Source organism: Variovorax soli NBRC 106424, from assembly GCF_001591385.1.
Classification (GTDB): domain Bacteria; phylum Pseudomonadota; class Gammaproteobacteria; order Burkholderiales; family Burkholderiaceae_C; genus Variovorax; species Variovorax soli.
The window spans coordinates 1-12,079 of record NZ_BCUU01000130.1; the positions used below are offsets into that span (position 1 = coordinate 1).

General features: G+C 68.1%; 8 protein-coding genes. 5 read left to right on the forward strand and 3 right to left on the reverse strand.

Features of this window, described 5'->3' with window-relative positions; translation table 11 throughout:
* Positions 1 to 447 precede the first annotated feature (447 nt).
* From VSO01S_RS23955 to VSO01S_RS23970, 4 genes are all read left to right on the forward strand, one after another.
* Positions 448 to 2,736, forward strand: coding sequence for an SdrD B-like domain-containing protein (locus tag VSO01S_RS23955; protein WP_068645295.1), 2,289 nt, complete (start codon positions 448 to 450; stop codon positions 2,734 to 2,736).
* Positions 2,737 to 3,383: 647 nt separating this feature from the next.
* Positions 3,384 to 5,528 carry a type I secretion system permease/ATPase gene (locus tag VSO01S_RS23960; protein WP_068645296.1) on the forward strand — a complete coding sequence of 715 codons (2,145 nt, stop codon included), beginning with the start codon at positions 3,384 to 3,386 and terminating at the stop codon, positions 5,526 to 5,528.
* A 13-nt stretch (positions 5,529 to 5,541) separates the two neighbouring features.
* Positions 5,542 to 6,858 carry an HlyD family type I secretion periplasmic adaptor subunit gene (locus tag VSO01S_RS23965; RefSeq protein WP_068645297.1) on the forward strand — a complete coding sequence of 439 codons (1,317 nt, stop codon included), beginning with the start codon at positions 5,542 to 5,544 and terminating at the stop codon, positions 6,856 to 6,858.
* A 1-nt stretch (position 6,859) separates the two neighbouring features.
* A complete protein-coding gene (locus tag VSO01S_RS23970) occupies positions 6,860 to 8,197 on the forward strand; it encodes a TolC family protein (protein ID WP_068645298.1) in 1,338 nt (445 codons plus the stop codon).
* Positions 8,198 to 8,230: 33 nt separating this feature from the next.
* Here the strand turns inward: VSO01S_RS23970 and VSO01S_RS23975 are convergent, their stop codons facing one another.
* Together VSO01S_RS23975 and VSO01S_RS23980 are read right to left on the reverse strand one after the other, a co-directional pair.
* A complete protein-coding gene (locus VSO01S_RS23975; RefSeq protein ID WP_068645299.1) occupies positions 8,231 to 8,833 on the reverse strand; it encodes a DUF502 domain-containing protein in 603 nt (200 codons plus the stop codon).
* 28 nt (positions 8,834 to 8,861) lie between these two features.
* Positions 8,862 to 10,043 (reverse strand): fumarylacetoacetate hydrolase family protein, encoded by a 1,182-nt coding sequence (locus tag VSO01S_RS23980; protein WP_068645300.1) that lies wholly within the window; start codon positions 10,041 to 10,043, stop codon positions 8,862 to 8,864.
* A gap of 190 nt (positions 10,044 to 10,233) precedes the next feature.
* Between VSO01S_RS23980 and VSO01S_RS23985 the strand changes: the two genes are divergently transcribed.
* A complete protein-coding gene (locus VSO01S_RS23985) occupies positions 10,234 to 10,644 on the forward strand; it encodes a GFA family protein (protein ID WP_068645301.1) in 411 nt (136 codons plus the stop codon).
* A 13-nt stretch (positions 10,645 to 10,657) separates the two neighbouring features.
* Here the strand turns inward: VSO01S_RS23985 and VSO01S_RS23990 are convergent.
* Positions 10,658 to 12,079: c-type cytochrome (locus VSO01S_RS23990; protein ID WP_153305404.1), on the reverse strand; the 1,422-nt coding region annotated here is incomplete at its 5' end.

The following is a 12,079-nucleotide window of genomic DNA, read 5'->3' on the forward strand; positions in this document are numbered from 1 at the left end:
CTGGGCCAGGCCGCCATCGGGGTCGCCGCGCGCCTGGACGCGCCGATGGTGGCGCCGATCCCCGCCGCGGTGCGCCGCATGGCGCGGCAACTGGCGCTCGCACCGGTTTGAAATGCGCCCCGAAAATAGGAAGCAAAAGTTGGCGAAATAACCTCTTATTGCAATAGATTGTGAATTGCACGAGAAGGCGCACCGCAAATCAAGCGAGGGCGTGACATTTACGCCGCTTTCGAGCACATCCGCGGCTCGAAAATTAGTTCCTTCTTACTAGAATTCGCCAGCTCCAGGCGCGATCCGCGCAAGATTCATCGACATCTTTCGCTGCCACTGGGGATCCAGGCAACCTGCGTTCGCACACTCACCGGGGTATTTCATCCGGCAAGGTGCACTGTCACCGCAGGCGAAGCGCATTCATTCACACATCAATTGCACAAATCAGGGATTCAAATGTCGCAAGACCAGGCACTCGCCACACAGGAAATCGCAACCCAGGCTGCCGTGGTGGCGGCAGCGCAAGCATCCACGGCCAGGCTGCAGGGCCGCGTCTGGCAGGACCTGAATGCAGACGAACTGCAAGACGATGGCGAAGCGGGCATCGCCGGCGCCACGGTCGAACTGGTCCGCGACATCGACGGCAATGGCCTGATCACCAGCGACGAGGTCGTGTCCACCGCGGTCACGGATGCGGACGGCGTCTACAGCTTCGGCAACCTGGTGCCCGGCGAGGGCTACCAGCTGCGCTTCGCCACGCCGAACGGTTATGACGCCAGCGTCACCAATCCGCTGTTCGACCCCATGACGCTGCAGGCCGGCGACAACAGCGGCAACGCCGACATCGGCTTCTTCAAGTTCGCCTCCTTGGGCAACCGGGTCTGGAACGACTTCAATGGCAACGGCGTCCAGGATGCGGGCGAAACCGGCCGGGCCGGGGTCAAGGTCGAGCTTTACACGGCCTTTCGAGGCAACGTCGGCGAGGGCGGCGGGGCGCTGGGCACCGAAACCGTCGTGCCTGGCGACCTCGTGGCCACGCAGCTGACCGATGCCAACGGCAACTACTCCTTCGACAGCGTGATTCCGGGCGAATACCTCGTGCGCTTCGTTGCGCCCGACGGCACCGTTCTGTCGAGCTCCAACGTGGGCGTGAACGACGCAGTGGACTCCGACGCGGACGCCACGACCGGCTTGACCGGCGTCTACACGCTGGCATCCGGCCAACGCGACGACAGCGCGGATGCGGGGATCAAGCCGGAAGCGACCTCGCCCGTTGCAGACAGCGCGAGTGTCTGCGAGGACCGTTCCGTCACGTTCAACGTGCTCGCCAACGATCTGGGCGTGGGCCTGAAGCTGGTCAAGGTCGCGCATGAAACGGCTGCGCTCGATACCACCTTCAAGTCCAAGGCCGGGGCCATCAGCTTCACCGCCGATGGGCAGGTCACGTACAAGTCGATGACCAACTACTACGGCATCGACAAGCTGGTCTACACGCTGGAAGATGCAAGCGGCAAGCAATACACGCAGACCGTCCAGATCCAGGTCAATGCCGTTTCCGACGCGCCGACCGTCAAGGGCGGCGGGCAGACCTACCACTGGGACGCCTTCGGCGGCTGGCAGTTCTATGGCAAGCTCGACGGCAAGACGACCTGGATCCACAACTATTCCGTCAAGGAATTCGGCACCTTCGACGACAGCGCCGATGCGCTGCAGGACTTCGGCGGCTACAACAAGCTCGCCGCCGTTGGCAGCGACGTCGACTCGCTGAAGGTCATCCGGCTCTATGGCCTGTCCAAGGGTGCCGAATACGCAACGGTGCTGTTCGACGGCCAGCCCATCGACTTCAGCAACGGCAAGACCTTCGACGTCACCTTGGCCGACATCCAGGCGGGCCGGCTGGACCTGAAGATCGTCCGGTCGTACACCCACATCAAGCTCGACTGGACGTACATCGACACCGGCGACGTTCAGTCGGCAGACCCCGCCTGCCAGGGCGCGGTCGAGTCGCTCAAGACCTCGACGACCATCTGGACGCCCGTCGCGCTGGACCTGAACGGCGACGGCCAGATCGGCGTGACCGGCGCCACCAGTTCGTCGCAAAAGGACGCGGGTGCCGAACTGGGCCGCACCGTGCAGTTCGACATCAACGCCGATGGCAAGCTCGACACCATCGAATGGTTTGATGGCTCCGGCGACGGCATCCTGGTGGACAACCGCGACGGCCTGGCGGCCACGCAGATGAACGGCTCGCGCCTGTTCGGCGACGAAGGTGGCGCTTTTGCGAACGGCTACGACAAGCTCGCAACGCTCGATACCAATTCAGACGGCATCCTGAGCGGCGAGGAAACGCAGGGGCTGCTGCTGTGGGTGGACAACGGCGATGCGCAGGTGCAGCAAGGCGAATTGCGCACGCTGGGCGAGTCGGGCATTGCCTCCATCTCGACGCAAATGACAGTCACGGTGGACGGCGAAGGCCGCGGCCACCTGCAGTCGAGCGCCACGCGCGAGGACGGCAGCCAGCTGATGAGTGAGGACGTGTTCTTCGCCGGCACCAGCGATGCCGCAGGCCTCGGCGACTTGCTGAGCGGCGACGACTCGGCGCTCGACGCGCTGGTGGGCGCCGGCAGCGTGTCCACCACCAGCGCGGCCATGGCCGGGGAGATCGGCGCCGCCGACTGGGCCCAGAGCGCTGACGTGGCGCGCAAGATCGTGCAGGCGCTTCAAACCGAAGCCATCGCCGGCTGAACCACGACTCTTCGGACGATGAGGGCGGCTGCCTGACAGGCACGCCGCCCTTTTCTTTTGCTGCCGAGAACGTCCGTGCCCGGGCTTCCACGCTCCGAAAGATTGCAAGCCAATTGCAAATAATAAACCCTCAATTGTCAATTAAGTTCATCCGCGAAAAATATCACTTGGGCAGGGGCTCCAATTCGTGACATTTGTGGCTCAGAGCGGGGATGAGCCTCGCAAGAAATCCAGTGCAGCCAATTAAAATTCCCACAACAAAACAGTATTCATTTCTTGCAAGATCGAGTGGCGGCCGGCGAGGCGAATGATGCGGACACTGGGTCAGAAATTTATCGTCGTGCCGCACAGGTTGAAAAGCGCGTATTGGCTGATGCGCCCGCTCAATTATCAAATTCGCAAATGAAATTGCAGGACCGAAATCAATTCGCGCACAGATTGCGGATCGACTTTCAAGGCAAGCAGCGAAACCCGCAATAAAGCGGGCAAATGGCTCATTCGCACCGCCAGCTCAGGGCGGCGCACCGAGCTTCAGGCACTTACAGATTCGAAATCGCGGCCGCTAATTGGCGGACGCAGGGGCGCTCGCTTGGCGCTCAGGGACGGGAACAACGATGAACGATAACGATCCATTGCCAGAAACCGCAATGCCGCCAGCGTCCCAGGTGCCGGATGCCCTGGTGTTTCTGGCGCGCTTCTTCGGGACGGCCGTGCAGGCGGAAGGCTTGCGCGACGGGGCCGCCATCGAACCATCCGGCAGCGGTGCCAGCGAGGAAGACATCCGGCGCTGGCTCGCCCACGCGGGACTGACCGGCACCTGGCTGCGCACGGATCTGCCACGCCCCACCGAACTGCCTGCCCTCTTCCTGGGCAGCCAAGGTGAATGCATCGTCGTGCTGTCCTTGCAGGGCGGCCAGGCCGAATGCCACCAACCGGGCGTCGAGGGCATCCGCTTGTACGACGTGGGCAGCTTGAAAGACCTGGTTCCCGGCGGGCGCTGGATCGCGGTGCGCCCGCAGCTGCATTTCGACGAGCGCAGCCTGCTCTACACCCTGCCCCAGGCCAGCCGCTGGTTCTGGGACACCTTCGCGCGCAACCGGTGGATGCTGGGGTGGGCCCTGGCCGGCACCGTCACGCTCAACATCTTCGGCGCGCTCATCCCTTTCTACAGCATGGCGGTCTACGACCGCGTCATCCCGCACAACGCGCTGGGCAGCCTGTGGGTGCTGACGTCGGCGGTGCTGCTGGTCACCGGCTTCGAGTTCGCGATGCGGCTCCTGCGCAGCCAGCTGCTCGAGAGCGCGGCCCGCCGCATGGACGTGGCCATGTCCTCGCAGGTGTATGCCCAGTGCCTGCGCATGCGCTCGATCGACCGGCCGGCTTCGGGCGGCGTGCTAGCCAACACCGTGCGCGACTTCGAATCGGTACGCGAATTCTTTTCCACCGGCACGCTGACCTTGCTGGGGGACTTGCCGTTCACGCTGTTCTACCTGGTGGTCATCGCCCTCGTGGGCGGCCCGCTGGTCTTCGTGCCGCTCGCCTGCCTGCCCCTGCTTCTGGCCGTGCCGCTGGTCTCGCGCAAGCCGCTGGCTCGAAAAGTGGACGAGGCGATGCAGGAAAGCACCCAGCGCACGGCCCACCTGTTCGAGACGATGAACGGTCTGGACACGGTCAAGGCCATCGGCGCCGAAGCATGGAGCCGCCGCAAGTGGGAGTCGCTGACCCAGGCCATCGCCCACAACAACATGCAAACGCGCGAGATCACCGCCTTCACCAGCTATCTCAACGCGGCGATCCAGGGCCTGTGCAGTGTGGCGGTGGTGGCGGCCGGCGCCTACCTGGCCAGCGAACAGGCGCTCACCATGGGACAGATCATCGCGGCAAGCCTGCTGAGCAGCCGGGCGCTGGGGCCGGTCGGCCAGCTCGCGGCCCTGGTGCTGCGCTGGGAGCAGACGCGCCAGAGCCTGCGCGCCATCGACAAGATCATGGCGGCACCGGGCGATGAAGCCGGCACGGCGCTGCAGGCGCCGCCCCTGAGCGGCTCGGTGGAGTTCCGGGAGCTCACCTTCGGCTTTCCCAACCAGCCGCCGGCCATCGAGGGCCTGAACCTGCGCATACGGGCCGGCGAGCGCGTGGGCATCATCGGCAAGCTCGGCTCTGGCAAGAGCACGCTGCTCAAGCTCATCCTGAATCAATATGCGCCCGCCTCGGGATCGGTTCGCGTCGACGACCTGGTGACCACGCAGCTCGAGCCCCTGTCCCTGCGCCGGCAGATCGGCTACGTGCCGCAGGACGTGGTGCTCTTTCACGGCAACCTGCGCGAGAACATCGAGATCGGCCGCGTGCAGCCCGATGACCAGGCGCTGCTCGCCGCGATGCGCACGGCCTGCCTGGACGAGATCGTCGCCCAATTGCCGCAAGGCGTGGCGACCGCCGTGGGAGAGCGCGGCGAACGCCTGTCGGGTGGCCAGCGGCAATTGGTCGCCATCGCGCGGGCATTGCTCGCGCAGCCCAGGCTGCTGCTGCTCGACGAGCCCAGCAGCATGGTCGATCCGGCCACCGAGCAGAAGCTGATCGAGCGGCTGCGTTCTCTCCAGGGCACGACACAGATCGTGGTCACGCACCGCATGGCCATGCTGGCCCTGGTCGACCGCCTGGTCGTGCTGGACCGTGGCCGCGTGGTGGCGGACGGACCGCGCGACGCCGTGTTGCAGGCGCTCGCGCAGCGCCCCGCCGGCAAGGCCGCCAAGGCGGGCACGGCGGAAGGCGCCGAACTGGCCGCTGCCGCCTGAAGAGGAGCCCGAGATGAACACCGAACTCCTGCGCCGCCCCCTGCCCGCGTCCCACCCCGACCCCGACCATGGCCCCCGGCGCACGGTCCTGGCCATGGTGCTGCTGACGATCCTGTTTGTCGCCACCGCCCTCGTCTGGGCTGCGCTGGCCCGCCTCGATGTGGCCGTCCAGGCGCGCGGCGTGGTCACGCCGCCGAGCAAGCTGCAGGAAGTGCAGAGCCTGGAAGGCGGCATCGTCGAAGACATGCGCGTCGCGCCCGGCGACCGCGTCGTCAAGGGCCAGTTGCTGGTGCGGCTGGACACCGCGCAATACACCTCCGGCCTGGGCGAGAGCCGGCAGAAGTACCTCGCGGCCGCGGCCGGACGCGCCCGCACGGAGGCCCTCCTTTCCGGCGGCGAGCCGCGCTTCGAGCCTGCCTGGCGCGCCGAAGCGCCCGAGCTCATCGCCAAGGAGCAGCAGCTCTGGCGCGATGCCTTGCGTGAATACGAGGCCGGCGTCGACGCCGCGCGCGAGGCAGCGCATCGGCGCGCCGGCGAATTGCGCGAGGCGCAGGCCCGCATCGGCGCCCTGCAGTCATCGGTGGCCGTGGCCCGCGAGAGCTTTGCCATCGAGGAAAAGCTGTTCGCCGAGGGCGCCGGCGCGCGCGCCGACTACCTGGCCGCCAAGCAGCGTCTGCTCCAGCAGCAGTCCGAGCTGGAGGGGCTTCGCACCTCGGTGCCGCGCCTGAAGGCCGGTGTGGCCGAAGCGCAGGCCACGCTCGAGCAGACCAGCGCCCGTGCCCGCGCCCAATGGGGCGCGCAGCGGTCCGAATTCGAAACCCAGGCGGCGAGCCTGGTCGCCACGCTGGAGGGCCATCAGGACCGCGTGGACCGGCGCGAGCTGCATTCGCCGGTGGATGGCGTGGTCAACCGCGTGCTGGTCTCCACCAAGGGCGGCGTCGCCCTGGCCGGAAAGCCCATTGTCGAGATCGTGCCCGACGAGTCGCAGCTGCAGATGACGGCGCGCGTGCAACCGGCCGACATCGGTTTCCTGCACCCGGGCCAGGTGGCCAACGTGCGCGTGCTGGCCTACGACGCCGCCACCTTCGGCCAGATGCAGGCCACCGTCGAGCGCATCGGCGCCGATGCCGTCGTCGACGACAAGGGGGAGCCGTATTTCGAGGTGCAGCTCAGTGCCGCGCGCGACCAGCTCAGGCTGCATGGCAAGCCGCTGCCCGTCAGTCCCGGCATGCCGCTGGACATCAGCGTGCTCACCGGCGAGCGCAGCGTGATGCAGTACCTGCTCAAGCCGGTGCTGCGCGGCATCCAGGGTGCGCTGCAGGAGCGCTGAGATGTTGCATCGCCCCATCTGCCTGGCCGCGCTCGCGGCGGCCGCCATTTCGACCGGGGCTGCCTGGGCCGCCTCCGCACCTGCGGGCTCGTCCGCACGCGAATCGAACGCCGTACCGTACGCGGAGGCCCTGGCCGGCGCGCCGGAGACGCTCCAGTCGCTGCTGGCACGCACCATGGAGCAAGACCCGCAGCTGCTGGTGGCCCGCGCGCTCGAAGCAGCCAGCGGCGAGCGCCGGGTGCAGGCGCGATCGCGCCTGGCGCCCGTGCTGAACGCGCAGGCCCTGCAGGGCCGCGCCAAGGAGACGCTGTTCGGCGCGCCGGTCGACGGCCGCACGGACGAATCCTCCGTGGGCCTGCGCTGGAACCTGTTCAACGGCGGTGCCGACATGGCCGAACTGCGCGGCACCACACACGACATGGCCGCGGCACGCGCCGACGTGCGCCGCGCGCAGGAAGAGATCGGCGAGCGCGTGGCCAACGCCTATGCCGAACTGCTGCGCCATGAAGAGCTGCTGCCGGCTTCGCGCCAGCGCGTGGGCGAGGCGCAGCGCCTGGTCGAGCTCGTCAAGCGATCCACCGAACTGGGAAAGCTCGCGCCCTCCGATGCCAACCAGGCCCAGGCCGCGCTGCTGGATGCGCAGGTGGCCCACGGGCAGCTGCTGGCCGACCTGCGCAGCGGCCGCGACCGGCTCGCCATCCTGACGGGCGTGACGCTGCGGCCGCTGGTGCCTGTGGAACTGTCCGATGCCCACTTCATGCCGGATGCGCCCGCCGGCGAATCCGGCCTGCTGGCGGCCGCCCGCACGCGGGCGCAAGCCGCAAGTGCGCGCGTGTTGCCGTGGGCATCGACCATCGCGCCGCGCATCGACCTGGACTACACCCGGGAACTGCACAACAGCTCGCGCCCCATCACCGATGCGAAGCAGGAGCAGGGCTGGCTGGTCAGCGCCCGTTGGGACCTGCCGCTGGGCGGCGAGAACCAGGCCCGCCGCGCCGAAGCCATGGCCCGCGCCGAGGCGGCCAAGGCCGAGGCGGATCGCGTGGAGCGAAGCCTGCAGTCCGAACTGGCGACACTGCCGCCGCGCATGGCCAACAGCCATTCGGCCGTCAGCCAGCTGGACGAGCAGGTCGCGCAGTACGACCAGCTGGTGCGCGCGGCGGAGCTGCAGTACCAGGCCGGCAAGCGCAGCCTGCTGCAGCTGGTGCAGTTGCTGGACAGCCGCTACCTGGCCCAGCAGCGCCGCGCCGAGGAACGCTACAAGCTGCTGGCCGCGCAGCTGCGCTTCCTGGCGCTGCGCGGCGACTTCCTGCCGGCCATGGGGGTGGCCAGCCACTGAGCGGGGCTGCGCTTCAGATAGCGGCTACAGCGATCAGGGCGCGACGTCTCGCGTCAGCCTCTTTTCCACCAGCGGGGCCATGTCCCGGATGCCGGTGCCCCACTTGGCCATGGCGCTGAACGCCTGCGTGAAAGGAATATCGACGATGTGGACGCGGTGCGCCGGCATCAAGAGGACACTGCCCGAGAAGGGCGTGGGCGAGGACGGCAGGAAGACGGTGAAGTACCCGTTGGCATGTTCCTCCACCACGTAGCACAGCGCCGTGTTGTCGTCGAACTCGACAAAGGCCACGCGAAACTCGGCGGTCTCGTCGCCGAAGGTGCGGCTGAGCAGGCTGCGCAGGAAGGTGTAGCCCGGAATCCGGTCGAGCAGGCCCTTGTCCAGCCAGCGGCCCAGCGGGCGGCCTGGCCAGGTCGTGACGGCCAGGCCCACGATGAAGCTGGCCGCCAGCACGATCCCCAGCGCGGCGATGGCGTGATGATCGGCCTCGATCGGCAGGTGGCTGACCAGCGGCTTGGCGATGCCGATCAGCCCCTTCACTCCCTTGGCGATCAGCAAGATGGCCAGATAGGCGGGCAGCAGCACCAGCAGGCCGCCGATGAGGGTGCTCGCGACGAACTTCCAGACAGTCTTCATTTTTTCCTCTCCTTGGGTTGTTGGTTGGTTAGAGCAGTCCGCGTGCGGCCAGGCTGCGCATGAGCGCGCCGATGCCGAAATTCCAGCGTGCTGCCTGGTCCGAATGCAGCACCCGATTGACCAGCGCCCCTAGCTCCGGCGCGGCAATCACCACCTCGTCGCCCACCTCATGCGTGAAGCCCTGGCCGGGGCCGTGCCGGTCCTGCGTGGGCGCGAACATGGTGCCCAGGAAGAGCACCAGCCCGTCCGGATAGTCGTGGTGCGCGCCGATGGCATGCGAGACGATGTCCAGCGGATCGCGGCTGATCCTGGTGAGAGAGCTTTCGCCCTCCAGTGTGAAGCCGTCCTGCCCGCGCACCGTGAGCCCCACGGTAATGCCGCGCACCTGCTCGATGCCGAAATGCTCGTCGAACAGGCGAATGAAGGGCCCGATGGCGCACGAGGCGTTGTTGTCCTTGGCCTTGCCCAGCAGCAGCGCGCTGCGGCCCTCGAAATCGCGCAGGTTGACGTCGTTGCCCAGCGCCGCGCCCACGGTCTGGCCGCGGCTGTTCACCGCCAGCACCACCTCGGGCTCGGGGTTGTTCCAGACGGACTTGGCATGAATGCCGATGTCTGCGCCGGTGCCCACGGCCGAGAGCACCGGCGCCTTGGTGAAGATCTCGGCATCCGGGCCGATGCCCACTTCCAGGTACTGCGACCAGGCCCCCTGGGCGATGAGCACTTCCTTCACCTTCATCGCCTGCGGCGAGCCCGGCACGATGCCGGCGAGGTTGTCGCCCAGCACGCCGGACAAGGCCGCGCGAATGGCCTCTGCCTTGGAGGCATCGCCGCGCGCCTGCTCCTCGATCACGCGCTCGAGCAGGCTCTCGACAAAGGTCACGCCGCTGGCCTTGATGACCTGCAGGTCGCAGGGCGCGAGCAGCCAGGGCTTGGCCGGGTCGCGCAGGTCTTCCTGGCTGTTGGCCAGCGCGGCATCCAGCTCGGCGATGCGCGGCGCAGTGGCCAGCGCGGTGCGCACGCGGGCGGCGGCATCGGGGAGTTCGAGCAACTCGCTGCAAGTGGGCGCCAGCCGGGACAGGTCATGCAGGCCGCCTTCGTGCACGGCCACCAGTGTCGGCCCCAGCCCCGGCTGCCAGAGGCGGCCGACGAGCGTGGCGCGCTGCGCATCGCGCGGAAGGGACTTGGCGGGCGTCAGCAGGGTTGCATCCATTGCATCTCCAAATGATGAGCAAGTGCGGCACGCAGGGCCGCTTGTGAGCCACGGATGGCATGGCAAGCGAGGCGCCATCGTACGGGATGCGCGCGGTGCGGGCGAGGCGCGTGGGGCTGCTGACACCACGCTGTCAGCAATTGGCATTCATGATCGGGCGCAAGTCCCGTCCAACGAATGGAGGCCACCCATGTCCGAGACCCCCGCCTTCGAAGGCGGATGCCAGTGCGGCGCCGTGCGCTGGCGCGCCAGCGGCGCCCCCATCATGACGGCCATGTGCCACTGCAGCATGTGCCGTCGGGCCCATGCCGCGCCCGCGGTGGCGTGGGCCATGTTCAGCGAAGCGCAGGTGCGCATGGGCGGACAGGCCAAGACCTACGCATCGTCCAGCGAAGCGCGCCGCGGCTTCTGCCCGCACTGCGGCACGCAGATCTTCTTCACCGCCGACTACATCCCGGGGCTGATCGACCTGGCCATCGGCAGCATGGACCAGCCCGAGCTGCTGCCGCCGCAGTTCCACTACTGGCATTCGAAGCACCTAGCCTGGGCGGAGTTTGCCGATGGCCTGCCGCGTCATCCGGAGTTTCCGCCGCAGGGATGAGGCAGCCGTCTCGCTAGCGCGCGGACTGCGCCATGGCGTGCACGCGGGCTTCGCGCACCTTCTGCGGCAGCCCGCTCCACGCCGGCTCCTGCGGTGCGAAGCGCGCGCGCATGTACTGCGCCAGTTCGGCAATCTGGCGGTCGTCCAGCGCATCCGCGAACGGCGGCATGAAGCCGATGTCCTGCGAAGCGGGTTCGCGCACGCCTTCGAGGATGGTGCGCAGCAGGCTGTCGGGCCGCGCGCTGGTGATCTGGCTGTTGAGCGCCAGCGGCGTGTTCACGCCCAGCAGCGTGGGGCCGTTGCCGTCGTGGTGGCAGGCGGCGCAGGCGCCGTCGAACAGGCGCTGCGCCGCGCCATGCGCCGGCCGGCGCAGCTGCGCGTTGGCAACGGCCTGGCGCGCCAGCTCGTCGGCACGCGCTTCGCTCGTGTCGGGCTGGAACGACGCCAGGTAGCTGGCCATGGCGCGGATGTCCGCGTCCGGCACCTCGGCCAGCTCGCGCACCACCTCGGCCATGGGGCCGCCTGCGATGCCGTGGCGCGGGCTGTGGCCGTTGCGCAGGTATTGGTAGAGCGAGCTTGCCGTCCACGGCACCGCCGACTTCGACGCGGCCCCCGTGAGGGCCGGCGCTTCCCAACCCTCGACCATCGCACCCGAGAGAAAGGCGGGGCCGCCCTGCTCCGCACCCAGTGCGTTGCGCGGCGTGTGGCAGGCGCCGCAATGCCCCAGGCCGTTGACCAGGTAGGCACCGCGGTTCCATTCGGCGCTGCGCGACGGGTCCGCCTGATAGGGCGAAGAATCGTGGAACAGCGCGTTCCAGCCCGCCATCAGCGGGCGCAGGCCGAAGGGGAACTTCATCTGCGGCGCGGGCGTGGGCGCATGCACCGCCGGCTGCGACATGAGGTAGGCGTACAGCGCCGTGAGGTCGTCGTCGCTGGTCTTGGCGAAGGCGGTGTACGGAAAGGCCGGGTACAGCGCATGGCCGTTGCGCGAAATGCCTTCGCGCATCGCGCGCTGGAAGGCGCTGAAGGACCAGCGGCCCAGGCCCGTTTCGGCATCGGGCGTCAGGTTGGTGGTGTAGACGGTGCCGAACGGCGTCTCCATGGCGAGCCCGCCGGCGTTGCGCGCGCCGCCTGGCGCGGTGTGGCACACGGCGCAGTCGCCCAGCGCGGCGAGCTGCCGGCCGCGCTCGATGGTGGCCTCGCTGTAGGCCACCGGCGCGCTGAGCGAGACCGGCGCGATCGCCGATCGCCAGCCGAGCAGGCCCGCGACGATGCCGATGCCGCCCGCCACGAGCGCGGCGCCGGCGGCCCAAAGCCCCTTGCGCCCGGGCCACGGCGCATCGCCATAGCCCCTTCCCCCCCTGGGGGAAGGTTGGGATGGGGGCACGGCGGCATTGCCAACTTCAGCGCCATCGCCATCACCGACGGCGCGCGT

Excerpts from the sequence above, each read along its gene's own strand:
- VSO01S_RS23985 (WP_068645301.1), top strand. The coding sequence starts at position 10,234 with ATGTCCGAGACCCCCGCCTTCGAAGGCGGATGCCAGTGCGGCGCCGTG.
- VSO01S_RS23955 (WP_068645295.1), top strand. The coding sequence starts at position 448 with ATGTCGCAAGACCAGGCACTCGCCACACAGGAAATCGCAACCCAGGCT.
- VSO01S_RS23980 (WP_068645300.1), bottom strand. The coding sequence starts at position 10,043 with ATGGATGCAACCCTGCTGACGCCCGCCAAGTCCCTTCCGCGCGATGCG.
- VSO01S_RS23960 (WP_068645296.1), top strand. The coding sequence starts at position 3,384 with ATGCCGCCAGCGTCCCAGGTGCCGGATGCCCTGGTGTTTCTGGCGCGC.
- VSO01S_RS23975 (WP_068645299.1), bottom strand. The coding sequence starts at position 8,833 with ATGAAGACTGTCTGGAAGTTCGTCGCGAGCACCCTCATCGGCGGCCTG.
- VSO01S_RS23970 (WP_068645298.1), top strand. The coding sequence starts at position 6,860 with ATGTTGCATCGCCCCATCTGCCTGGCCGCGCTCGCGGCGGCCGCCATT.
- VSO01S_RS23965 (WP_068645297.1), top strand. The coding sequence starts at position 5,542 with ATGAACACCGAACTCCTGCGCCGCCCCCTGCCCGCGTCCCACCCCGAC.